This is a genomic window from Chromobacterium vaccinii, assembly GCF_000971335.1.
Lineage (GTDB): Bacteria > Pseudomonadota > Gammaproteobacteria > Burkholderiales > Chromobacteriaceae > Chromobacterium > Chromobacterium vaccinii.
This window is the reverse complement of record NZ_JZJL01000001.1, coordinates 135,122-157,618: the sequence shown is the minus strand read 5'-3', so window position 1 is coordinate 157,618 and position 22,497 is coordinate 135,122. Positions and strand designations below refer to the sequence as shown.

Annotated in this window: 19 protein-coding genes; 14 read left to right on the top strand and 5 right to left on the bottom strand. The window is 68.0% G+C overall.

Features of this window, described 5'->3' with window-relative positions; genetic code table 11:
- The first annotated feature begins 13 nt into the window (after positions 1-13).
- Together VL52_RS00710 and VL52_RS00705 are read left to right on the top strand one after the other, a co-directional pair.
- Complete coding sequence (locus tag VL52_RS00710) at positions 14-478, top strand: hypothetical protein (RefSeq protein WP_046155264.1); 465 nt, start codon at positions 14-16, stop codon at positions 476-478.
- Complete coding sequence (locus VL52_RS00705) at positions 475-1,281, top strand: DUF2145 domain-containing protein (RefSeq protein ID WP_046155263.1); 807 nt, start codon at positions 475-477, stop codon at positions 1,279-1,281. Before VL52_RS00710 ends, VL52_RS00705 begins: the two co-directional genes overlap by 4 nt.
- Positions 1,282-1,356: 75 nt before the next feature.
- Here the strand turns inward: VL52_RS00705 and VL52_RS00700 are convergent, their stop codons facing one another.
- On the bottom strand, positions 1,357-2,271 hold the full coding sequence (locus VL52_RS00700; protein ID WP_046155262.1) for a DMT family transporter: 915 nt from the start codon (positions 2,269-2,271) through the stop codon (positions 1,357-1,359).
- Positions 2,272-2,365: 94 nt separating this feature from the next.
- Here VL52_RS00700 and VL52_RS00695 point away from each other — a divergent pair, with 94 nt between their 5' ends.
- The 5 genes from VL52_RS00695 (at position 2,366) to VL52_RS00675 (ending at position 8,441) form a co-directional block, all read left to right on the top strand.
- The gene (locus tag VL52_RS00695) at positions 2,366-3,265 is read left to right on the top strand and encodes a LysR family transcriptional regulator (protein ID WP_046155261.1); all 900 of its coding nucleotides are present in this window, start codon (positions 2,366-2,368) and stop codon (positions 3,263-3,265) included.
- 145 nt (positions 3,266-3,410) lie between these two features.
- On the top strand, positions 3,411-4,235 hold the full coding sequence (locus tag VL52_RS00690; protein WP_052717488.1) for a S1/P1 nuclease: 825 nt from the start codon (positions 3,411-3,413) through the stop codon (positions 4,233-4,235).
- Between the two features lie 101 nt (positions 4,236-4,336).
- Positions 4,337-4,978, top strand: coding sequence for a pyridoxamine 5'-phosphate oxidase (gene pdxH / locus VL52_RS00685; RefSeq protein WP_046155260.1), 642 nt, complete (start codon positions 4,337-4,339; stop codon positions 4,976-4,978).
- Positions 4,979-5,635: 657 nt separating this feature from the next.
- Positions 5,636-7,105, top strand: coding sequence for a M4 family metallopeptidase (locus tag VL52_RS00680; RefSeq protein ID WP_052729041.1), 1,470 nt, complete (start codon positions 5,636-5,638; stop codon positions 7,103-7,105).
- An 88-nt stretch (positions 7,106-7,193) separates the two neighbouring features.
- Entirely contained in the window at positions 7,194-8,441 is a 1,248-nt protein-coding gene (locus VL52_RS00675) for a M28 family metallopeptidase (RefSeq protein WP_046155259.1), read from the top strand.
- Between the two features lie 152 nt (positions 8,442-8,593).
- Here VL52_RS00675 and ppc read toward each other — a convergent pair whose 3' ends face one another.
- Positions 8,594-11,290, bottom strand: coding sequence for a phosphoenolpyruvate carboxylase (gene ppc, locus VL52_RS00670; RefSeq protein ID WP_046155258.1), 2,697 nt, complete (start codon positions 11,288-11,290; stop codon positions 8,594-8,596).
- A 236-nt stretch (positions 11,291-11,526) separates the two neighbouring features.
- On the opposite strand from ppc, the gene hemC reads away from it, so the two are divergent.
- The 7 genes from hemC to VL52_RS00635 all read left to right on the top strand — a co-directional run bounded on the left by hemC (position 11,527) and on the right by VL52_RS00635 (position 18,875).
- Positions 11,527-12,456, top strand: a complete 930-nt coding sequence (gene hemC, locus VL52_RS00665; RefSeq protein WP_046155257.1) for a hydroxymethylbilane synthase — start codon at positions 11,527-11,529, stop codon at positions 12,454-12,456.
- Positions 12,457-12,463: 7 nt separating this feature from the next.
- Positions 12,464-13,195 (top strand): uroporphyrinogen-III synthase, encoded by a 732-nt coding sequence (locus VL52_RS00660; protein ID WP_046155256.1) that lies wholly within the window; start codon positions 12,464-12,466, stop codon positions 13,193-13,195.
- A complete protein-coding gene (locus VL52_RS00655; RefSeq protein WP_200895934.1) occupies positions 13,192-14,229 on the top strand; it encodes a uroporphyrinogen-III C-methyltransferase in 1,038 nt (345 codons plus the stop codon). The genes VL52_RS00660 and VL52_RS00655 overlap by 4 nt, the downstream gene beginning before the upstream one ends.
- Positions 14,230-14,232: 3 nt before the next feature.
- Complete coding sequence (locus VL52_RS00650; protein WP_046155255.1) at positions 14,233-15,441, top strand: heme biosynthesis protein HemY; 1,209 nt, start codon at positions 14,233-14,235, stop codon at positions 15,439-15,441.
- Positions 15,442-15,810: 369 nt separating this feature from the next.
- On the top strand, positions 15,811-16,731 hold the full coding sequence (gene gcvA, locus VL52_RS00645) for a transcriptional regulator GcvA (RefSeq protein WP_021478883.1): 921 nt from the start codon (positions 15,811-15,813) through the stop codon (positions 16,729-16,731).
- 136 nt (positions 16,732-16,867) lie between these two features.
- Positions 16,868-18,448 carry an MDR family MFS transporter gene (locus VL52_RS00640; protein WP_046155254.1) on the top strand — a complete coding sequence of 527 codons (1,581 nt, stop codon included), beginning with the start codon at positions 16,868-16,870 and terminating at the stop codon, positions 18,446-18,448.
- Positions 18,441-18,875 (top strand): MarR family winged helix-turn-helix transcriptional regulator, encoded by a 435-nt coding sequence (locus VL52_RS00635; RefSeq protein ID WP_046155253.1) that lies wholly within the window; start codon positions 18,441-18,443, stop codon positions 18,873-18,875. Before VL52_RS00640 ends, VL52_RS00635 begins: the two co-directional genes overlap by 8 nt.
- Here VL52_RS00635 and VL52_RS00630 read toward each other — a convergent pair.
- The 3 genes from VL52_RS00630 to cysE form a co-directional block, all read right to left on the bottom strand.
- Entirely contained in the window at positions 18,872-20,413 is a 1,542-nt protein-coding gene (locus tag VL52_RS00630) for a sensor domain-containing diguanylate cyclase (RefSeq protein ID WP_046155252.1), read from the bottom strand. The genes VL52_RS00635 and VL52_RS00630 overlap by 4 nt on opposite strands.
- A gap of 166 nt (positions 20,414-20,579) precedes the next feature.
- Entirely contained in the window at positions 20,580-21,422 is an 843-nt protein-coding gene (locus tag VL52_RS00625) for an isopenicillin N synthase family dioxygenase (RefSeq protein WP_046155251.1), read from the bottom strand.
- 266 nt (positions 21,423-21,688) lie between these two features.
- Positions 21,689-22,471, bottom strand: coding sequence for a serine O-acetyltransferase (cysE, locus tag VL52_RS00620; RefSeq protein WP_021478888.1), 783 nt, complete (start codon positions 22,469-22,471; stop codon positions 21,689-21,691).
- Positions 22,472-22,497 lie beyond the last annotated feature (26 nt).

Below are 22,497 nucleotides of genomic sequence, written 5' to 3'. Positions count from 1 at the left end.
CCAAGGTTGCATCATGTCGCGTTACTCCCTGTTGGCCGGCGCTGTGCTGCTGGCCGCTTCCTGGCCCGCGCTGGCGGATCCCTCCATCGGCAATAACGGCTCGCAAACCATAGGCATGGGGGCCTTGTCCATCCTGGCCGCGCCGGTGGTGAGCGTGGGCGGCGCGTCGCAGGGGCATGGCGAATCGGCATTGGGCCCGGTGCTGGCGGTGACCGGCAGCGCCTATGTGATCGCCGGCATCGTTCAGGGCGCAGGCGACGTGGCGGAACTGACGCTGGACTCGGTGCAGGGCGGCGCCAAGCTGCTGGTCAAGGCCTCCGGCTCCGCGGTGAAGGCGTCCGGCGCGGCGGTCGGCGCTGCGGTGCAGGTGACCGCCACCGCCAGCGGCACGCTGCTGGTGGCCTCGGGCAAGGTGCTGGCCTTCATCCCCAACAAGGTGGGCGAGGCGCTGCTGGAGCATTCGAGGATTCCGGGATGAAGCCGGCGCGCTTGCTTGCCGCGCTCGCGCTGACGCTGCCGGCATTGGCCGTCGCCGGCCAGAGCTGCGAGGAAAAGCCGCTGACGCCGGAGACTTTCCGCATGGCGATGCAGACCGCGCAGAAAGTGCAGCAGCGGCTGGACCAGCTGGGCAGCGACGTGGTGGTGCTGGGCCGGATGGGCCAGGACCTCAGCCAGTACAATCTGCGCTACACCCATGCCGGCATCGTCTATCGCACCGAGCCGGACCGCCGCTGGCGGGTGGCGCATCTGCTGAACGATTGCGGCACCGACCGCTCCGAGCTGTGGTACGAAGGGCTGGGCAATTTCTTCCTCGACGACATGTTCCGTTTCGACTCGGTGGCGCTGGTGCCCCCGCCCCAGGTGGCGTCGCGGCTGCTGGCGCGGCTGAACCAGCCGGCCAAGCTGCGCGAGCTGCACACCGCGAAGTACAATCTGCTGGCCTACCCGTTCTCCACCCGTTACGAGAATTCCAATGTCTGGGTGCTGGAGCAGCTGGTGGCGGCGGAAAGCCGCGAGACGGCGATACGCAGCCGCGAGCAGGCGCAGATGTGGCTGAAACTGAACGGTTACCAGCCCACCGAGCTGAAGCTGGGGCCGATGACCCGGCTGGGCGGCCGCATGTTCAAGGCCAACGTCGCCTTCGACGACCACCCCAACGAGCTGCGTTTCGCCGACCGCATCCAGACGGTGTCGGTCGACTCCATCATCCAGTTCCTCGACGCGCGCGAGGAAGGCTGGAAGGTGGAAGAGATCGCCGGCGCGCAAGCGCGCCGCTACTGAGTCCGGCGCTTTCGCCAAACGGCCCCGCGGGGCCGTTTTCGTGTCCGGCGCGCCCGATCGCGCGGAGAGGGCGGGCTAGGCCTTGCATACGGCGGCGGCGGGAGCCGGCCGCGGCGCGGCGCGCCGTTCCCGCGCCGCCAGCCAGGCGCCCAGGCTGACGCTGACGAGGCCCGCCGCCAGGCTGGCGGTCAGCGGCTCGCCCAGCAGGGGCGCGGCCAGCAGGCCGGCCAGAATCGGAATCAGCGCGAACAGCACGCCCATCTTCACCGCGCCCAGCACGGCCGCCGCCCGCAGGTAGAACAGCATCGCCAGGATCGCCGCGCCCACGCCCTGGTACAGCGCCTGGAAGGCCAGCATGCCCCAGGAGGCTTCCGCCAGATGCTTGGGCAGCCACAGCAGATAGACGGGCAGATAGAGCAGCGCGGCCATGATGGTGATCGCGCGCGTCAGCGGCCAGGCCGCGAAGCCCCAGCGCCGGGCCAGCACGCCGAACACCGCCCAGCTGACCGAAGCGGCGAGCAACATCAGATCGCCTATCCAGGCCTGGCCGGCATCGTGTCCGCCCAACTGCGGCAGCGCGCTCAGCAGCAGGCCCAGCGCGATCAGCGCATAGCCGGGCAGCTTGTGTTTTTGCGGCGCCTCCCCCAGCAGCGGCCAGGCGGCCAGCGTCACCAGGAAAGGCTGCAGCCCCGGCAGAAGCAGGCCGCCGTGCGCCGCCGGCGCGAATTTGAACGCGCAATAGGCGAAGATGCTGACGCCGAGGCCGCCGAGCAAGGTCAGCAGCCACAGCCGGGCGTCGCGCAGCGCGCCGCGCGGCAGGCCGCCGCAGGCCAGCAGGATCAGCGCGGCGGTGCCGACGCGCAGCGCCAGAATGTCGGTGCCGGCCAGCGCGCTCTTGCCGGCCAGCCGCGACACGATGTTGAAGCCGGTCCAGATGGCGACGGCGCCGGCCGCCGCCAGATAGCCCTGCCTGATGCTTGGTGAGGTCATGATGATTCTCCAGATGGGTTTCCCGCATCCTAGACCGCTTCATTATTCTTAAAAAATGAATTATTGTGATTGAAATAATCTCTGGAAAAGAATGATGGAGCTGGATGAGCTGAGAATCTTCCAGGCGGTGCTGCAGGAGGACGGCATCACCCGCGCCGCGCAGCGGCTGCACCGGGTGCAGTCCAACGTCACTACCCGGCTGCGCCAGCTGGAGGACAAGCTGGGCGTGGCGCTGTTTCTGCGCGAGGGCAAGCGGCTGGTGCCCACCGCCGCTGCCTGGCGGCTCAACGATTACGCCCAGCGGCTGCTGGACTTGGCCGAGGAGGCCAGGCTGGCGATGGCGGACGCCGCGCCCAGCGGACGGCTGCGGCTGGGCGCGATGGAGAGCACGGCGGCGGCCAGGCTGGCGCCGGTGCTGGCCGATTACCACGCGCGCTATCCGGCGGTGCAGCTGGAGTTGCAGACCGGGGAGTCGCGGACCCTGACCGTCGGGGTGCTGGACGGGCGGCTGGACGCGGCGCTGGTCAGCGGGCCGCTGGACGACGACAGGCTGGAGCAGATCGTGGTGGCGGTGGAGGATATCGTGCTGGTGGCCGCCGCCGCGCGGGGCGCGCCGTCGCTGGAAGAACTGGCCGACTCCACGCTGCTGACCTTCGGCAGCGGCTGCTCGTACCGCCAGCGGCTGGAGGCTTGGCTGCGGCGCCAGGGCGTGCAGCCGCGGCGCATCGTCGAGTTGGGCTCCTACCATGCGATGCTCAGCTGCGTGGCTTGCGGCATGGGTCTGGCCTTGCTGCCCCAGGCTTTGCTGGACAGCATGCCGCAGATGGCGGCCCAGGTGTCGACGCACGCGCTGCCGGACGACCTGTCCCGCGCGCCGACCCTGCTGATCCGCCGCCGGCAGGCGCGCCTGCCGGCCTTGCACGCGCTGGAAACGATGCTGCTGGAGTGCGCATGGAAAGGGGGAGGCAGCTTGGGAGCTTACGCAAATAATTGATTTAAAATATTTCCAAAATGGAAAATAAATTGTAGAACTAGTTCGATGTGAAAATATTTATCCAATTTTCATATTTGTCCCGTATGATGCGCCGCGCTGGCATTTCGCCAGCCATCAAAACAAAAGCAATCATCCGGGAGAGAACATGAAGAAGGCACTCGCACTGCTGTTGTCCGCCGCTTTCGCCGCCAGCAGCGCCCAGGCGCTGGCCTGGGGCCAGGAAGGCCACCGCATCACCGGCTATATCGCCCAGCAACTGTTGAGCGCCAAGGCCAAGGCCGAAGTGGCCAAGCTGGTTCCCAACGCCGATTTCGCCCAGCTGGCGCTGTACATGGACCAGCACAAGCAGGATCTGAAGCAGACCCTGCCGGGCTCCGACCAGTGGCATTACAACGACGAGCCGGTGTGCAGCGGCGTGACCGAGGACGAGTGCCCGGACGGCAACTGCGCGTCCAACCAGATCGACCATTACCGCAAGGTGCTGGCCGACCGCGCCGCCAGCAAGGCCGATCGCGCGCAGGCGCTGACCTTCCTGATCCACATGGTGGGCGACATCCACCAGCCGCTGCACGCGGCCGACAACCTGGACCGCGGCGGCAACGACTTCAAGGTGCAGCTGCCGGGCAGCAAGAAGGTCAGCAATCTGCACTCGGTGTGGGATACCGCGCTGGTGCAGCAGGAGCTGAACGGCGCCAACGAGAAGGCCTGGGCCGCCAGCGATCTACAGCGGTACCAGCGCAACGTCGCCGGCTGGCAGGGCGGCGGCGTGATGGACTGGGTGCATGAGTCCAACCAGTACGCGCGCGCCGACGTCTACGGCCCGCTGGCCGGCTTCAGCTGCGGCGCGTCGCCGTCCACGCCGGTCTATCTGGACAACACCTATCTGCGCGCCGGCGGCTTGCTGGTGGACCAACAGCTGGCCAAGGCCGGCGCCCGCATCGCGGCGGTGATCAACCAGGCGCTGAACTGAGCGCCGCGCAGGTTCAGGTTCCGCCTGCAGCGGGCGGAACCTGATCGCGCGCATTTCCGGCGCGGCCGCGTTCGACTAAGATGGACGGCCAAGGAGGAAACATGTCGCTGAACCTTGCCGATATCCGTCTGGAATACTCGAAGAAAGAATTGTCGCCGGAAGACTGCCTGCCCGACGCGGCGGCGCAGTTCGAAGTCTGGCTGAACGAGGCGATCGCCGCGCAGGTGCCGGAGCCGACGGCGATGAACCTCGCCGCGGTCGGCGCAGATGGCCGGCCGTCGTCCCGCATCGTCTTGCTCAAGGGTGTGGAGGATGGCCAGCTGCTGTTCTACACCAACTACCACAGCCGCAAGGGGCTGGCGCTGGATGCCAATCCCTACGTCGCCTTGAATTTCTTCTGGCCGGAGCTGGAGCGCCAGGTGAGGGTGGAGGGCAAGGCCGCGCGCGTGGCGCCGGAGGTGTCCGACGCCTACTTTGCCAGCCGGCCGTATACCAGCCGCCTGGGGGCATGGGCCAGCGAGCAGAGCAGCGAGATCGCGTCCAAGGCCGTGTTGGTGACGCGCGCCGCGATGTTCGGCGCCCGGCACCCGATCAATGTGCCGCGCCCGCCGCATTGGGGCGGCTACGCGGTGGCGCCGGAGCGGGTCGAGTTCTGGCAGGGCCGCCCCAGCCGGCTGCACGACCGGGTGTTGTACACATTGCAGCCCGATGGCGGTTGGCGCCGCTCGCGCCTCGCGCCCTGACTTCCGAACCGTGTTCGCGATCCGCTTCTCTCCCCTGCCATTGAAAAGGCCCGGTCAACCGGGCCTTTGCCATTTCTCGGCCTCGCCGGCTCTCGCCATCGCGTGGCGCGTGGCCTTTCTGCAAGTGTCATATTTTTGCAAATAGGACCGGTACAGAAAAACCGATGTGTAAATATTTGTTGTTTTTCAGTTTGAATCAGACCTCCAAGATCATCACGTAATGCATTGATTCGCAATTGATTCAGCGCAGCCTTTTTTTGCAAGGATCGCGACAACTGCTCAAAAGTACAGATGAATCTCAGCAAGAAAAATCCAATACATAATTTATGCATTTGGGATTTAACGGGCCGGGATAATCCGGGTTAAGTCCGGAGGCGTGGCAGACGCTTCCAGCTCGTCCCAAGGCTAGTCGCAGGCCTGTCCGGCAGCAGTTCCGGGCGGCGGCCGGCGGCGGCAGACGATGCGCACGGCCCGCACAGAATGGCGCCGGCGGCCACCATCGTCCGTCGCGGCCATCCGCCTTCTCCGACGGCGTTTCCGCCGCGGAGCGACCCACCCGACCCGGCCAGATCGCGGCTCCCGGTACCGCCGGCCATGAGCTGGCGGTGTTGCGCGGGACGCATCCCGTCCCGCTCCGTCTACATTTGGAGTTCCGTGATGAGAAAACAGCAACTGATGCTGCGTGGTTTGGTCCTGTCCGCTTTGGCTGTCTTCAGCGCCTCGGCGATGGCGGCTGAGCGTATCAACCTGGAAAAGCTGGGCAAGGCCCAGGCCAGCAGCGCTACGGCGTTCGCCGGCGTCAACCAGTCGGATCTGAAGCCGCTGCGCAGCACCCAATTCGCCTCCGGCAAGGTGGTGACCCGCTACCAGCAGTACTACCAGGGCGTCCCGGTCTGGGGCGAGGCCGTGGTGGAAGAGAAGCCGGCCGCCGCGCTGAAGGCGGTCCAGGGCAAGCTGTCCGGCAGCTACATCGCCGGCATCCAGTCGGATCTGGCTTCCGCCAAACCGACGCTGAGCGGCGCGCAAGTGCTGTCGCAGGCCAAGTCGCTGAAGGCCAACGGCAACCCCACCTACAACGACAAGGCCGAACTGGTGGTGCGCCTGAACGAGCGCAACGTCGCCCAACTGGTCTATCTGGTGTCCTTCGTGGTCGACGGCAAGGAGCCGAGCCGCCCGCACCTGATCATCGACGCCAACAATGGCCAGGTGCTCAAACAGTGGGAAGGCCTGAACCACGCCGAGGCCAATGGCCCCGGCGGCAACGCCAAGACCGGCAAATACCTGTACGGTACCAACTACGGTCCGCTGATCGTCACCAGCGACTGCAAGATGGACAGCGGCAACGTCGCCACCGTCAACCTCAATGGCGGCACCAGCGGCAGCACGCCGTACAAGTTCGCTTGCCCGACCAACACCTACAAGGCCATCAACGGCGCCTACTCGCCGTTGAACGACGCCCACTATTTCGGCAACGTGGTGTTCAATCTGTACAAGGATTGGTTCAACCTGAAGCCGATCACCCAGAAGCTGCTGATGAAGGTGCACTACAGCCGCAACTACGAAAACGCGTTCTGGGATGGCACCGCGATGACCTTCGGCGACGGCGCCAGCACCTTCTACCCGCTGGTGTCGCTGGACGTGTCTGCGCATGAAGTCAGCCACGGCTTCACCGAGCAAAACTCCGGTCTGGTCTACGACGGCCAGTCCGGAGGCATCAACGAGGCGTTCTCCGACATGGCCGGCGAAGCCGCCGAGTATTACATGAAGGGCAAGAACGACTTCCTGGTCGGCGCGGAGATCTTCAAGAAGACCGGCGCGTTGCGCTACTTCGCCGATCCGACCAAGGACGGTCAATCGATCGGCAATGCCAAGGACTACTACGACGGCCTGGACGTGCATTATTCCAGCGGCGTGTACAACAAGGCCTTTTACCTGATCGCCACCAGCCCGGGCTGGAACACCCGCAAGGCGTTTGAAGTGTTCGTCGACGCCAACCGCCTGTACTGGACCGCCAACGCCACCTACAACAGCGCCGCTTGCGGCGTGGTCAAGGCGGCCGATGCGCGCGGCTACAGCGGCGCGGACGTCACCAAGGCCTTCTCCGCCGTCGGCGTGACTTGCCAATAAGCCGCCGCCAACGCGGTCCCGCCCGGGGCCGCATCTGACTGCCCGGCCGGCGTCGAAAGACGCCGGCCTCCGCTCGGGAGTCCCTCATATGTTGAAACTACGTCAAAGCGCCTTGCTGATCCTGTTGGGTCTGGCCGGCGCCGCCCAGGCCCAGCCGGTCTGGATTTCGGTAGGCGATCAGGGCTACCAGTTGCTGCGCAAGCTGGATGCCGGCGCCAAGAGCCGGGAAAGCCGCCAGCTGGCGGCGGACGGTCGTCTCGCCAAGGGCGCCGCCGGAGAAACCGTGCATCTGGTTCAGGTGGACGAGGCCTTGCTGCCCAAACTGTCCGACTCCATCCATGAAAACCTGCGCCATTGCGGTGGCTTCATCGTCCATCGCGACCTGCGGGAAGCCCAGGCCGCGCTGAAAGGCTCGACCGCGCCGCTTGCCGGCCTGGTCGCGCCCAGCTACGCGATAGACAACCAGGCCGCCGTCAATCAGCTGCTGCCGCAGCTGCAGGACAGCAACATCCTCGGCACCATCCAGTCGCTGTCCAGCTACCAGAACCGTTTCTACACCACTAGCCACGGCGTCAACGCGTCCAACTGGATCGCCGCCCAGTGGAAGCAGTTGGCCGGCAGCCGCGGCGACGTCACCGTCGAGCAGTTCGCCCACGCCAGCTGGCCGCAGAAATCGGTGATCCTGACCATCAAGGGCACCGACAACTCGGCCGAGACCATCGTGCTGGGCGGCCATCTGGACTCCACCGTCGGCAGCGGCACCGGCGAGAGCAGCCGCGCGCCGGGAGCCGACGACGACGCTTCCGGCGTGGCCAGCCTGACCGAGGTGATCCGCGTGCTGCTGGCCGGCAACTACCAGCCGCGCCGCACCATCAAGTTCATGGCGTACGCGGCGGAAGAAGTGGGCCTGCGCGGCTCGGCCGACATCGCCAAGCGCTTCAAGCAGCAGCAGGCCAAGGTGGTCGGCGCGCTGCAGCTGGACATGACCAACTACCAGGGCGACGCGCAGGACATCTTCCTGTTCACCGACTACACCAACGCCGCGCAGAACACTTTCCTGGCCAATCTGGCCAAGACCTATCTGCCCAGCCTGAAGGTTGGCTACAGCCAGTGCGGCTACGCTTGCTCCGACCACGCTTCGTGGAACGCGCAGGGCTATGCGGCGTCGTTCCCGTTCGAGTCCAGCTTCAACAACTCCAATCCCTACATCCATAGCCGCAACGACACGCTGGCGAGTTCCGGCAACCAGGCCAAGCATGCGTTGAAATTCTCGCAGCTGGCGCTGGCCTACGCGGTTGAGCTGGGCAGCGACGGCCCGGCGGCCAAGCTGCGCTGAGTCTGTTTTCGCCGCGGCGGTGCTCCTGCCGCGGCGGTTGCCGCGACGCGGAGCCGGCTTTGCCGGCCCCGCGTTCTTTTTGTCGGCAACCGCCAGCCGGTTCGGGCCTACAGGCGAATCGCAAGGAGGTCCGATGCTTGGCCGGCCGGTTCTCAGCCGGTGTTGCGCAAGCCGGCCGAGGTGCCGTTGATGGTCAGGTGGATCGCGTACAGCGTCTCCTCGTCCTCCGGCTCGGCGCGCAGCCTGGCCAGCAAGTCGGCCTGCAGCAGGCCCAGCGCGTCGAGGAAGGGCAACCGCGTTTCCAGGCTGCGGCGCAGCGTCGGGTTGCTTTCCAGCAGCTCGGCCTGTCCGGTGATGGCGAAGAAGGCGTCGTGGGTCTTGCGCCATTCGGCCTCGATCGTGCCGAACAGCCGCGCCGCCAGCTCGCGGTCGTCCACCAGCTCGGAGAAGCGGCGGGCGATGCCCAGGTCGGCCTTGGCCAGCACCTGCTCCATATTGGACAGCACCACCTGGAAGAACGGCGAGTGGCGGTACAGATGCTGCAGCTTGGCCAGGCCGGCGTCGCCGTGCTTCTGCACGTAGGCGGCCACCGCCGAGCCGACGCCGAACCAGCCCGGCAGCATCAGCCGCGACTGCGACCACGAGAACACCCACGGTATCGCCCGCAGGTCGCCGATGGACGACAGGCTCTTGCGCGAGGCCGGCCGGCTGCCGATGTTGAGCCGGGCGATCGCGGTCACCGGCGTCGCCTCCAGGAAGTACTGCATGAAGCCCGGCGTTTCCACCAGCGCGCGGTAGGCGGAGAAGGCGCTGGCCGACAGCTCGTCGAACAGCGCGGTGTCCACCTCGCCGCCCGGGATGTTGCCCAGGCTGGCCTCCAGCGTCGCCGCCACCAGCGCTTCCAGATTGCGGCCGGCGATGGCCGGATCGGAATACTTGGCGGTGATCACCTCGCCCTGCTCGGTGATGCGGATGCGGCCGGCGACGCTGCCTGCCGGCTGGGCGACGATGGCCTCGTACGACGGGCCGCCGCCGCGGCCGACTGAGCCGCCGCGGCCGTGGAACAGCTGCAGCCGCGCTCCGGCGTCGGCGAACACCCGCACCAGCCGCGTCTCCGCCTGCCATAGCTGCCATTGGCTGGTCAGGTAGCCGCCGTCCTTGTTGCTGTCGGAATAGCCGAGCATCACTTCCTGCACCCGCTCGCGGCTGTCCAAGAGCTGCTTGTACCACGGCAGCGCGAACAGCGCGCGCATCACCGTTTCGCTGTTTTCCAGGTCGGCGATGGTTTCGAACAGCGGCACCAGGTTGACGTTGGCGCGCGGCTGGCCGTCCTCCAGCCGGATCAGGCCGGCTTCCTTGCACAGCAGGGCCAGCGCCAGGATGTCGCTGACGCTGGCGCAGTTGGAGATGATGCACTGGCCGATGGCCTCGACGCCGAACTCGCGCTGGATCGCCGCCGCCTCGCGGAAGATGGCCAGCTCTTTTTCCGCCTGCTCGCCGTAGCGCAGGTAGGGCGAGAACAGCAGCCGCGGCGTCGCCAGCTCGCGGGTCAGCACCCGCACCCGCGCCGCCTCGTCCAGCGCGCGGTATTCCTCCAGGCCGGCGGCGCTGAACAGCTCGGCCACCACGCCTTCATGCACCGCCGCGTGCTGGCGCAGGTCCAGCGGCATCAGGAAGAAGCCGAACACGTCGACGCTGCGGATCAGCCGCGACAGCCGGCCGTCGGCCAGCAGCGCGCTGCCGTGCGCGCGCAGCGAGGCGGACAGGCTGGCCAGATCCTGGATCAGCTCGCGGTGGTCGCGGTAGGGCGCGCGCTCGTCCCAGCGGCAGGCCAGCTCGACGCCGCGCAGCCGGGCCATGGCGCGCAGCTTGCCCTGCATCGTCGCCAGCGCGCGGCGGTACGGTTCCTCGCCGCGGCTGACCGCCTGGTCCGGCGACTGCTCGGCCAGCGCCAGCACCTCGGCGCCGGCGTCCACCAGCCGCGACGACAGCGACAGCTCGCGGTACAGGCTCTTCAGCTCCTGCAGGTAATGTTCGAACGCCTGCTGCGCCTGGCGCGTCACCGCGTGGCGCAGCAGGCCGGCGTCGACATTGGGGTTGCCGTCGCGGTCGCCGCCTATCCAGCTGCCGACGCGGATGAAGGACGGCAGCCGCGCCTCCTCGCCCCACAGCTGGCCGATTTCGCGCTCCAGCCGGCGGTACAGCGCCGGCAGCGCCTCGAAGAAGGCCAGCGGGTGGTAGGCGACGCCGTTGGTGATCTCGTCGCGCACCGTCATCTTGAAGTGGCGGATCTCGGAGGTCTGCCACAGGGCCAGGATGGCCCGCTTCAGCTTGGCCTCCAGCTCCTCGCGCTCTTCCGGCGTCAGGTCCGGCGCGTTCAGCTGCGATAGGAAGCGGCGCACCGCGCGGTGGCCGTCCAGCACGCTCTGGCGCTGCACCTCGGTCGGGTGGGCGGTGAGAATGGCGCCCACTCTGGCATGGCTGAGCAACTGGTGCAGCGCGTGGAAGCTGACGCCGTCCTGGCGCAGCCGCTGCAGCGCGCGCGGCAGGCTGCCCTGCTGCGGCGCGGAGCCGGCCAACTGGTGGGCGCGGCGGCGGCGGTTGTGGTGCAGGTCTTCGGCGATGTTGAACAGCTGCGCGTACAGGCCGCAGGCGCGCAGCAGCGAGGCGGCCGCCTCCGGCGCCAATTGCGGCAGCGGATGGCTGCGCTCGTCGCCGCGCCGCAGCGCGATCGCCTGCACCGCGCCGGACACCACCGCGCCCTCCTGTTCGCCCACCACTTCCGACAGCAGCCGGTCCAGACAGGCCAGGTCGGCCCGCAGAGGCAGGTCCTTGTCGTGATCGCTCATATTCTTGTTCCCGTGTTCGACTCGTCAGGCATGGCCACGGCCTCCATGGCCATGCCTCACCAGCCGCGGGCAAACATTCATCATAAGCAGCTTCCGCGCCGTAGTGGACACGCTACGGCATTTTTCCGCGCCTTGCCTTGATCTTGCTGCGTCGCAGCAACAACCGGGCCAAGCCCATGACGGCAGCGTGGTAGAATCCGGAGCTGATTACACCCTCTCTATTGGGATCCGGTTTCATGGACAAGATCGTCATCGCCAGCCGCGAAAGCCGGCTGGCCATGTGGCAGGCCGAGCACATCCAGGCCCGGCTGCAAGCGCTGTACCCGCACCTGGCAGTGGAAATCCTGGGCATGACCACCCAGGGCGACCAGATTCTGGACAAGACGCTGTCCAAGATCGGCGGCAAGGGGCTGTTCGTCAAGGAGCTGGAGCAGGCGCTGCTGGACGGCCGCGCCGACCTGGCCGTGCATTCGCTGAAGGACGTGCCGATGACGCTGCCGGACGGTTTCGCGCTGGCCGCGGTGTGCGAGCGCGAAGACCCGCGCGACGCCTTCGTCTCCAACCGCTACCACAGCCTGGCCGAGCTGCCGGCCGGCAGCGTGGTGGGCACCTCCAGCCTGCGCCGCGAGGCCCAGCTGCGCGCCCGCTTCCCGCAACTGGCGGTGAAACCCTTGCGCGGCAATGTGCAGACCCGGCTGAGGAAGCTGGACGACGGCGAGTTCGACGCCATCATCCTGGCCGCCGCCGGCCTGAAGCGCCTGGGCCTGGCCGAGCGCATCAAGGGCGAGCTCGCGCCGTCGGAAAGCCTGCCGGCGGCGGGGCAAGGCGCGCTGGGCATCGAGATCCGCGAAGGCCGCGCCGACCTGCTGGCGCTGCTGGCGCCGATGAACCACCCGGACACCCGCGCCTGTACCGCCGCCGAGCGCGCGCTGGCCAAGGAGCTGGGCGGCAGCTGCCAGGTGCCGCTGGGCGCGTTCGCCACGCTGGCCGACGGCGCGCTGACCCTGGGCGGACTGGTCGCCCATCCGGATGGCTCGGTGGTGCTGACCGCCAGCGCCAGCGCGCCGGCAGACTATGCCGAAGCGCTGGGCCGCGCGGTGGCGAAGAAGCTGATCGACGCCGGCGCCCGTCCGCTGATAGACGCGGTGCTGGCCGAGCCGCGCTGAGCCGGCGATGACACGCGTACTCGCCGCCCGTCCGCTGGCGCAGTGCGCCGGCCTGCTCGGGAAACTGCGCGCCGAGGGCTGGCAGGCGGAGCATCTGCCGCTGATGGAGATCGAGCCGCTGCCCGCCGCGCTGGCCGCGCTGCCGCGACAGGCGGCGCAGGCCGACGCGCTGTTCTGGGTCAGCCCCAGCGCGATAGACGCGGGATGGCCGGCATTGGCGGGCCTGGATCTGTCCGGCAAGCGCCTGGCCTGCGTCGGCGCGGCCAGCGCGAAGCGGCTGGCCGATGTGTCCGGACAGCCGGTGCTGCATCCGGCCGCGGGCAGCGACAGCGAAACGCTGCTGGCTCTGCCGGAGCTGGCCGATGTGTCCGGCCAGCGCTGGCTGATCGTCCGCGGCGAGGGCGGCCGCGCGCTGCTGGCGGATACGCTGGCCGCGCGGGGCGCCCGGGTGGAGGTCGCCGAGGTCTACCGCCGCGTCGACGGCGCGCCGGACTGGGCCGCGTTCGACGCCGCTCCGCCCGATGCCGTCATCATCACTTCCGGCGAAATGGTAGAGCAATTGTTCCGACTGGCTGGCCCGCGCCGGATGGGAACGCTACAATGCCTGCTGTACTGCGTGCCGCATCCGCGTATCGCCGAGCGCCTGGACGCTTTCGGCGCGACACGCATCGTGACAACCCGAGCCGACGATGCCGCACTGGTCGCCGGCCTCAAAGAATGGTTCCGTCGTCACCCATGAGCGAATCCCAGATCAACGAAGCCATCCCGGCCCAGGCCGGCCCGTCCCGCAAGCGCCCCGGCCTCGCCGTGTGGCTGGCCGTCGCCGCCCTGGGCGTGGCCGGCTGGCAGTTCTACACCACCCAGCAGCAGCTGGATTCGATGCGCCAGGAACTGGCGCGCCGTCTGGCCGAAGGCAGCGGCGCAGGCAAGGAGCAGCGCGCGATCGCCGAGCAGGCGATGCTGGCCGCCCGCGCCACCGACGGCAAGCTGGCGCTGGTGGAGGCGCGCGTCAACGAGGCCGCCGGCCAATACGCGACGCTGAACGGCATGTACCAGGAGCTGACCAAGAACCGCACCGACTGGCTGCTGTCCGAAATCGAGCACACGCTCGCCATCGCCAGCCAGCAGCTGCAGCTGGCCGGCAACGTCAGCGCCGCCGTCTCCGCGCTGGAGATGGTGGACGCGCGGCTGGCCAAGTTCGACCGTCCGCAGCTGATCGGGGTGAAGAAGGCCGTGGCCACCGATCTGGAAAAACTGAAGGCGCTGCCCTACCTCGACACCGTCGGCCTGACCGTCAAGATCGACCGGCTGATGCTGAGCGTGGATTCGCTGCCGCTGGTGGTGGATTCGCATCGCCTGGGCGGCGCGCAGCCGGGCAAGCCGGCGCAGCCGGCGGCGGACGCCCCGTGGTGGGAGCGGCTGTCCGCCGAGATCAGCGGCAGCCTGGGCGAGCTGATCCACATCCGCCGCATGGACAAGCCGGAGGCGCTGCTGCTGTCGCCGGAGCAGGCCTTCTTCCTGCGCGAGAACCTGAAGATGCGCCTGCTGGACGCGCGCCTGGCGCTGATGCAGCGCGACGGCAAGACCTACGCCGCCGACATCGCCGCCGCGCGCAGCTACGTGCAGCGTTATTTCGACCGCGACGCCGCCGCCTCCTCGCAGTGGCTGGCGACGCTGGGCGAGCTGGAAGGCGCGCCCCTGGACATCAGCCTGCCTGACATGAGCGCCAGCCTGAAGGCCGTGCGCGACGCCCAAGGCAATAGCGGGGAGTAAACGGTGAGATTCGCATTGTGGATAACCGGCCTGTTCGCATTGGCCGTGCTGGTGGGGCTGGCCTCCACCCTGAATACCGGCTACGCCATCCTGTTCCTGCCGCCTTACCGGATGGAAGTGTCGTTCAATCTGATGATCGTGCTGGTGGTGGCGCTGATCGTCGTCACCCACATCGCGCTGCGGCTGATCGCGCTGGCCGCGGACCTGCCGCGCCAGGTGCAGCGCTTCCAGCGGCAGAAGAAACTGAAAGCCGCCCGCCACGCGCTGCGCGAAGCCGGCATCGCCTTCTTCGAGGGCCGTTTCCAGAAGGCCGAGCGCGAGGCGTCCAAATCGCTGTCCGACGAATACTCGGCCGAGAACCGCGCGCTGGCGCTGCTGATCGCCGCCCGCGCGGCCGGCTCCGCCGGCGACGGCGGCAAGCGCGACGAATACTTGAACCAGCTGGAGCAGCTGCCGGCGCGGCTGCAGCTGGCGCGCCACATGCTGGACGCCGAGCTGAGGCTGGAGGACAAGGACGCGCTGGGCGCGCTGGCCGCCATTGAGCGCGCGCGCGCGCTGTCGCCCAACCTGACCAACGCGCTGCGGCTGGAGCTGAAGGTGCGCCTGCTGCAGAAGCAGCCGGAAACCATCCTGCTGCTGACCGAAAAACTGCTGAAGGCCGACGCGCTGGAGCCGGAGCAGGCGCGCCGCTACCGGCTGGCCGCCTACCAGCAGCAGCTGTCCGGGCTGTTGTCCGAGCGCGAAGTGCGCGACTGGCTGCGCCGCATCCCCGACGCCGAGCGCGGCAATCCGCAGCTGCTGCAGCAAGTGGTGTCGCACCTGATCCGCTTGCAGGAATACGACTACGCCGCCACGCTGCTGGCCGGCGCGCTGTCCAGCGACGAAATGGAGCTGCCGGAGCTGGCGCGCGAACTGGGCCAGCTGGCCGCCCACCTCAGCGTGGAAAAGCGGCTGGCGCTGCTGAAGGACGCCGAGAACTGGCTGAAACTGCGCCCGCGCGACCACTGGCTGCTGCTGGCCCTGGGCCGTCTGGCGCAGGCGCAGCAGCTGTGGGGCAAGGCGCAGAGCTATCTGGAAGCCAGCGTGTCGATCCAGCCCACGCTGTGCGCGCACGCCGAGCTGGCGCGGCTGTTCGAGGCCACCGGCAAGGAAGAGGCTTCGCAGCTGCATTACCAGAAGAGCCTGGAGCTGGCGCTGAGCCAGGGTTGCTGAGCGCAGCCGGCCAAGCTCGCCGTCCGCGATGCCGCCCGCCGTTTCGGCCGGCGGCATTTTTCTTGCCCGCGCGCCTGGGGCAGGCAAAAAAAATCGGACCCCGAGGGGCCCGTGCATGCCAACGTGGACTGGCAGACAATCAATCGATACGAGAGCGCGGGCGGTATCCTGTCTGACAATAAGGATGCCGAACGACGAAAGCTGTGCCAGAATCAACCATTATGCATGGCTGACCTCAGACCTATGCATGGCGCTTGCTTCCGCCGCGACGATGCCGGCCGCGACAATGTTCACCAGCATACGTGGAGGCGGCGGTTTGCACAAAGCAGTTAATCTCATGAAAACTATGAAGAAAAGGCATGTAACAGCATGAAGCTGCCTCCGCTGAATGCCCTGCGCGTGTTCGTCGTCGCCGCCGAGCACCTGTCGTTCACCCGCGCCGCCGCCGCGCTCAGCCTTACTCAGGGCGCGATCAGCCGCCACGTCCAGACCTTGGAAGAGTATTACGGCGCCACGCTTTTCACCCGCCAGGCGCGCGGTCTGGCGCTGACCGCCGAGGGCGAGGCGCTGGTGAAGCCGGCGCGCGAGGCGTTCCAGCTGCTGAACGAAGCCAGCGAGGCGCTGCGCCTGCGCCAGAGCGATCTGCGGGTGCGGATGCCGCCGACGCCGGCGATGCGCTGGGTGCTGCCCAATCTGGCCGACTTCCAGGCGCGGCATCCGGAGTACACGCTGCACTTGCTGACCCAGCTGATACACAACAAGCCGTTCAACCGCGCCGAATACGACCTGGCCGTGGTGGGCCTGTCCAGCCCGGAGGCGGCGGCCGATCTCCGGCTGGAGTGCATCTGCCGCGAAAAGCTGATCCCGGTGTGCTCGCCCAGCCTGCTGGCCGGCAAGCACCCCCTGCACGTGCCGGACGACCTGAGGCACCACACGCTGCTGCACCCGTGGCGCGACCAGAACACCTGGAAGCGCTGGCTGACGCTGGCCGGCGTGTCCGGCGTCAACCCGGAGAGCGGCGTCACCTTCGACGCGCTGGAATACGCGCTGCACGCCGCGGTGGCCGGCATGGGCGTGACGCTGGCCCAGGCGTCGATGGTCACCCAGGACCTGGACAGCGGCCGGCTGGTGATCCCGTTCGACACCGTGCTGGAGACCGAGTGGGCCTACTATCTGGTCTATCCGCACGAGCTGGCCGAGCTGCCCAAGGTGCGCGCCTTCCGCGACTGGCTGGTGCACACCGTCGCCAACAGCGAGGAAGCCAGCTGGCTGGCGCGCCAGGGCTACTGAGCGCCGCCGGCATCAGCCGCCGATTCTCCGCGGCGGCCTCCCCCTTTTCCGCCAACATTTGTTAACCGCTGGGGCGTGGCGCGCCGGTCCGGCGTTCCGGATAATGATTGACATAGCAACTATTGCCTTATCAATCATGAACGCTCCTTCCTCCCCAGCCGGCCTGGCTGCCGGTCTGGACTTCCGCCAGCGGCTGATGGCGATGCTGGGCCTGTGCTGCGTGCTGATCATGGTGGCGCTGGACCAGACCGTGGTCGGCACCGCGATGCCCACCGTGGTAGCCGATCTGCATGGCTTCGCGCTGTACGCCTGGGTGGGCACCTCCTATCTGCTGACTTCGGTGATCACTGTCCCCGTCTTCGGCAAGCTGGGCGACGACCACGGCCGCAAACCCTTCGTGCTGACCGCCATCGTATTGTTCACCGCCGCCTCCATGCTGTGCGGCCTGGCCCAGGACATGCTGCAGCTGGTGCTGGCGCGCGCCTTGCAGGGCGTCGGCGGCGGCATGCTGGTGGCCACCACTTTCGCCTGCGTGCCGGATCTGTTTCCCCACACCCGCGAGCGGCTGCGCTGGCAGGTGATGCTGTCGGCGTCCTTTGGCCTGGCCAACGCCATCGGGCCGTCGCTGGGCGGTTTTCTCACCGAGTACCTGGGCTGGCGCTGGGTGTTCTTCGTCAATCTGCCGGTCGGCGTGGCCAGCCTGTGGCTGGTCTGGCGCTTCCTGCCGGTGATCCGCCACGACGAGCGGCCGCCGTCGCGGCTGGACTGGCAGGGCGCGGTGCTGATCGCGCTGTTCCTAGGCTCGCTGCAGCTGACGGTGGAGTGGCTGCCGCAGCACAAGCCGCCGCTGCTGCTGGCCGCGCTGGCCGGATTGGGCCTGGCCGCGCTGGCGGCGCTGCTCTGGTGGGAAAAGCGCAGCCCCAATCCGCTGCTGCCGCCCAGCATGCTGTCGCACAAGGGCCTGGCGCCGCTGTTCGGGCTGTCCTTGCTGATGGGCTTCGGCATGTTCGCGGTAATGTATTACGCGCCCTTGATGTTCCAGGCCGGCTTCGGCTTGTCGCCCAACCAGGCCGGCCTGCTGGTGACGCCGCTGGTGGTGTTCATCACCATAGGCAGCATGCTCAACGGCCGCATCGTGCAACGGCTGAAGCATCCGACGCGGCTGCTGGGCCTGGGCCTGCTGATGTTCGCGGCCACCGCTGCGCTGTTGGCGCGCACTACGCCGTCCACGCCGCACGCGCTGATTTTCGCCAATATGATGATGGGCGGACTGGGACTGGGCCTGCTGATGCCCAACTTGACCATCTTTGTCCAGCAACTGGCGCCGCGCCAGCAACTGGGCGTGTCCACCGCGATGCTGCAGTCGACGCGGATGGTGGGCGGCATGCTGGGCACGGCGGTGATGGGGGCGGTGGTCAGCCACCGTTTCCGGGAGAGCGTGGAGGCGCTGCTGACCGCGCGCCACGGCGAGAGCTGGCGGTCCTGGCTGGCGGATCCGCAGACGCTGCTGAACGCCGACAGCCTGGCGCAGTTCCGCCATGCGGCGGTCGGCGCCGACGGCTTGCTGGCCGCCAGCCGCGAATTGCTGGTGGACGCCATCCATTGCAGCCAGTGGCTGGTGGCGCTGGGGTTGCTGCTGGGCCTGTGGCTGGTGCGCAAGGTGCCGGCGGTGAGGCTGGACAGCGCGGTCCCGGAACAGGAGCTGCGGCATGAATGAGCATCCCCCCAATCTGCTGCAGCAACTGGGCCGCAGCAGCCGCGCGATGTACAGCGCCTTCGAGGGCCGGGTCGGCGAGGCGCTGCCGCGCTGGCGCATCCTGAAGGCGCTGGAGGATCTGGGCACCGCCAGCCAGAAGCAGCTGGCCTGCCATCTGCAGATGGACCCCGGCGCGCTGACGCGGCAGTTGAAGCCGATGGAGGCCGGGAAGCTGGTGCGGCGGGACACCGATCCGGCCGACAACCGCCAGACGCTGGTGACGCTGGACGAGGCCGGCGCGGCGCTGTTGCGCGCGGCGGCGCCGCAGCGGCAGGCGTTTTTCGATCAGGCCTTGAACGGCATCGACGCCGCGGAGCTGGCGGCGACGCTGCGGGTGTTGCGGCTGCTGGAGGAGCGTTTCCGCGGCATGGCCGCCGACGCGCGCTAGCGGCTGGCTGTCGCCTCGTCGCGTCCGGCGATCACCAGCCGGTTGCGGCCTTGCTGCTTGGCGCGGTAGAGCTCGCGGTCGGCGGCCTCGATCAGCTGGCGGCTGTCCGCCACCTCGTGCGGATGCACGGTGGCGCCGCCTATGCTGATGGTGACGATGCTGGCCACCGCCGAGCTGGCGTGCGGCAGCTGCAGTTCGCGCACCGCCTCCAGCACCGCCTCGCCGACGACGGCCACGCCCTCGGCGCCGGTGTCCGGCAGCAGGCAGATGATCTCCTCGCCGCCGTAGCGCGCCACCAGATCCTGCGGCCGCCGCACGCTGCCGCGTATCGCCTGCGCCACCTCGCGCAGGCAGTAGTCGCCGCTGACGTGGCCGTAGTGGTCGTTGTAGAGCTTGAAGTAGTCGATGTCTATCATCAGCATGCCCAGCGGCGCGCCCAGCCGCCGCGCCCGCCGCCATTCGCCGTCCAGGCTTTCCTCGAAGCAGCGGCGGTTGGCGATGCCGGTCACCGAGTCCACCCGCGACAGCGCCAGCACCTCGGCGTGCGATTGTTCCAGCGCCAGCGTGCGGATGCGCACCTGCTGTTCCAGCTGCTCCTGCTGCCTTCCCAGTTCTTGCTTGATGAGGCGCTGCTCGCTCATCAGCGCGGCGACGCACAGCGCCACCACGGTCAGGATGCCGATATAGGTCTGCAGGATGATCAGCGTGCTGTAGGCGGAAAAGCCCAGATAGGGGCCGCCGCCGTGGCGGGTGCCCCATAGCGCCAGCAGGGTGATCAGCAGCAGCGCCAGCGCCACCTCCCGCGGGCTGAAGCGGAACGCCGCCCACGCCACCAGCGGCAGCACCAGCATGTCCAGCGGATAAGTGGTGTCCATGGTGGGATGCCACCAGATGAAGATGCTGGCGGTCAGCAGCGCCACCGTGCCGAAGTAGGCCAGCATCTCGTACCAGGCTTCGCGGCCCAGCCTGGGCCAGCCGTGGTAGTAGAGATTGAGCAGCAGGCTGCCGAACAGCAGCGTGCCGCTGGCATTGCACAGCCACCACAGGCAGCCTTGCGCCAGCAGCATTTTTTGCGGCACCAGTTGGCCCAGATAGGCGAAGGCGATGGCGATCAGCGTGCCCAGCAGCGCGGACGCCGCCACGATTAGGCAGAACAGCAGGCAGTGGCCGAAGCTGCCCAGCGGATTGCCGGCGCCGAGATGGCGGCGCACCAACCAGGCACCGGCCAGCGTCTGCGCCAGCACGCCGGCGGCGATGCCCAGCGCCGGCAGCAGCCAGTTCAGGCCGGGGGCCTGGCCCGACCAGCGCCATCCTTCCACCAGCAGCGCGCCCAGCAGCACGCCCGGCCAGGCCCGCCGGCCTCGCAGCAGCAGGGCGGCCAGTGCCAGCGCTGGCTGCGGCCACAGCACCGTGTCCATTCCCAGCTCCAGCATCAGAAAGCGGTCGCCCAGCCAGGCCGCCGCGCAATACAGCAGCGCCACCAGGGCATTGGGCAGCCAGTCCGGGACCGCCGGAGGGCGCGTGAGAGTGCCGCGCATAGATTCCCTTCTACCGATGGCTGCGGCGCGACGTGGCCGCCGCAGCGTGCTTTTCTTAAGTTTTATCGTAGTTTGCGAATGGCTGCGGCGCAGCAGAGAGGCGGGGGAAGGGCATAAAAAAACGGCCGCAGCGGGGCTGAGGCCGTTTGGCGTGGCGGATGGGCGGTTACATCTTCACGCCCAGTTCGCGCAGGCGCTCGTCCAGGTAGGCGCCGGCGGTGCAGCGGTCGGACAGGATCACGTCCGGGCGCGGATGCAGGAACAGCGGCAGCGAGATGCGGCTTTTCTTCGCGCCCTCGCCGCTGGGGTTGACCACGCGGTGCTGGGTGGACGGGTAGTAGCCGGCCGACGCTTCCTGCAGCATGTCGCCGATATTGACCACCAGGGTGCCGAAGTCGCAGGGCACGTCCAGCCACTCGCCGTCCTTGCCTTGCACTTGCAGGCCCGGCTCGTTGGCGGCGGGCAGGATGGTCAGCAGGTTGATGTCGCCGTGGGCGGCGGCGCGCAGCGAGCCGGCGGGCTCGTCGCCGGTCAGCGGCGGGTAGCGCAGCACGCGCAGCAGCGTCTGCTGGCTGTCCTGGATCATGTGGGACAGCGGCTCGCGGTAGTTGGCGGCGATGTCGGCCGGGGTGTATTGCTGCACCCAGGACAGCAGTTCCCGCGCCAGCTGGTTGGCGATGCCGTAGTAGCGGTCGGCGTCGGCCTTGAGCTGGGACGGCGCGCGGCCCCACGGGTAGATGTGGAAGTATTCCTTGATGTCCTTGAGCGTGGCGCCCTTGGCGGTTTCCGACACTTCCGGGGAGAACCAGCCATCCTGCTTTTCCGCCGAGAAGGCGTAGTCGAATTTCTCTTCGCTGTTGAAAAAGCCCAGCCAGTCGGCGTAGATCTTTTCAACCAGGTCTTGCGGGATGGGGTGGTTGGTCAGCACGCCGAAGCCGGTTTCGTGCAGGGAACGGGTGAACTGCTCCGCGGCGTCCGGGGCGCGGTAGTCGACAACTCTGACGTTCATGGGGTGGTTTTCCTGATGAACCCGGCGCCGCCATGCAATATCGGGGCGGTCGCCGGCCGCGCGCATTGTAGCGGCTAAGCTACACAGCGCCAAGCCGTTGGCATCGGTACTGTTGGAAAACTACCAAAACAGCCGCAGCCTTGCCGCGCAAGGCCGCAAGCGAGATGCCGGGGGGCCGGCTTCAGGAAGCGCCGGCAGGACAGACGGGTTGTCGGGCGGCGCCGGGGCGCAGGCCCCGGTGTACTTTAATTACAGAAAAACGGCACCTACACCCGTTGGTCCATGTCCAGCGCCGGGGTGCCCGGACAGGCCTGGGCCACGATGCGGGCCGGCACGCCGGCCACGGTGGCGTGGGGCGGCACGTCTTCCAGCACCACGCTGCCGGCGCCCACTTTCGCGCATTCGCCGACGCGGATATTGCCCAGCACCGCGGCGCCCGCGCCCAGCATCACGCCATCGCCTATCTTGGGATGGCGGTCGCCGCGCTCCTTGCCGGAGCCGCCCAGCGTCACGCCGTGCAGGATGGACACGTTATTGCCGATCACGGCGGTTTCGCCGACCACCAGGCCGGTGCCGTGGTCCAGCATCACGCCCTGGCCGACGCGCGCGGCGGGGTGGATGTCGGCGCCGGTCACCTCGGAGATGCGGTTCTGCAGGAACAGCGCCAGCGTGGTCCGGCCCTGCTGCCACAGCCAGTGGGTGACGCGCTGGCTCTGGATCGCGTGGAAGCCCTTGAAGTACAGCAGCGGGGTGGAATAGCGGTCGCAGGCGGGGTCGCGCTCGAAACAGGCGCGGATGTCGGCGCGCAGCGCGGCGCTGATCGCCGGATCGGCCTGGAAGGCCTCGCGGAACAGCTCCTGCAGCGCGCGCGGATCCATCACCGGGCTGGCGAGCTTGGTGGACAGGTGGAAGGCCAATACGTCTTCCAGCGTGGCGTGGCGCAGAACGGTCATGTGCAGGAAACTGGCCAGCAGCGGCTCGTCGTTGACCGCCGCCAGCGTTTCGTCGCGGATGGCCGACCACAGCGGATCAACCAGGGTGGAACTCATCGAGGACTCCGGATAATGACATCTAG

Excerpts from the sequence above, each read along its gene's own strand:
- VL52_RS00710 (WP_046155264.1), top strand. The coding sequence starts at position 14 with ATGTCGCGTTACTCCCTGTTGGCCGGCGCTGTGCTGCTGGCCGCTTCC.
- VL52_RS00705 (WP_046155263.1), top strand. The coding sequence starts at position 475 with ATGAAGCCGGCGCGCTTGCTTGCCGCGCTCGCGCTGACGCTGCCGGCA.
- VL52_RS00700 (WP_046155262.1), bottom strand. The coding sequence starts at position 2,271 with ATGACCTCACCAAGCATCAGGCAGGGCTATCTGGCGGCGGCCGGCGCC.
- VL52_RS00695 (WP_046155261.1), top strand. The coding sequence starts at position 2,366 with ATGGAGCTGGATGAGCTGAGAATCTTCCAGGCGGTGCTGCAGGAGGAC.
- VL52_RS00690 (WP_052717488.1), top strand. The coding sequence starts at position 3,411 with ATGAAGAAGGCACTCGCACTGCTGTTGTCCGCCGCTTTCGCCGCCAGC.
- pdxH (WP_046155260.1), top strand. The coding sequence starts at position 4,337 with ATGTCGCTGAACCTTGCCGATATCCGTCTGGAATACTCGAAGAAAGAA.
- VL52_RS00680 (WP_052729041.1), top strand. The coding sequence starts at position 5,636 with ATGAGAAAACAGCAACTGATGCTGCGTGGTTTGGTCCTGTCCGCTTTG.
- VL52_RS00675 (WP_046155259.1), top strand. The coding sequence starts at position 7,194 with ATGTTGAAACTACGTCAAAGCGCCTTGCTGATCCTGTTGGGTCTGGCC.
- ppc (WP_046155258.1), bottom strand. The coding sequence starts at position 11,290 with ATGAGCGATCACGACAAGGACCTGCCTCTGCGGGCCGACCTGGCCTGT.
- hemC (WP_046155257.1), top strand. The coding sequence starts at position 11,527 with ATGGACAAGATCGTCATCGCCAGCCGCGAAAGCCGGCTGGCCATGTGG.
- VL52_RS00660 (WP_046155256.1), top strand. The coding sequence starts at position 12,464 with ATGACACGCGTACTCGCCGCCCGTCCGCTGGCGCAGTGCGCCGGCCTG.
- VL52_RS00655 (WP_200895934.1), top strand. The coding sequence starts at position 13,192 with ATGAGCGAATCCCAGATCAACGAAGCCATCCCGGCCCAGGCCGGCCCG.
- gcvA (WP_021478883.1), top strand. The coding sequence starts at position 15,811 with ATGAAGCTGCCTCCGCTGAATGCCCTGCGCGTGTTCGTCGTCGCCGCC.
- VL52_RS00640 (WP_046155254.1), top strand. The coding sequence starts at position 16,868 with ATGAACGCTCCTTCCTCCCCAGCCGGCCTGGCTGCCGGTCTGGACTTC.
- VL52_RS00635 (WP_046155253.1), top strand. The coding sequence starts at position 18,441 with ATGAATGAGCATCCCCCCAATCTGCTGCAGCAACTGGGCCGCAGCAGC.
- VL52_RS00630 (WP_046155252.1), bottom strand. The coding sequence starts at position 20,413 with ATGCGCGGCACTCTCACGCGCCCTCCGGCGGTCCCGGACTGGCTGCCC.
- VL52_RS00625 (WP_046155251.1), bottom strand. The coding sequence starts at position 21,422 with ATGAACGTCAGAGTTGTCGACTACCGCGCCCCGGACGCCGCGGAGCAG.
- cysE (WP_021478888.1), bottom strand. The coding sequence starts at position 22,471 with ATGAGTTCCACCCTGGTTGATCCGCTGTGGTCGGCCATCCGCGACGAA.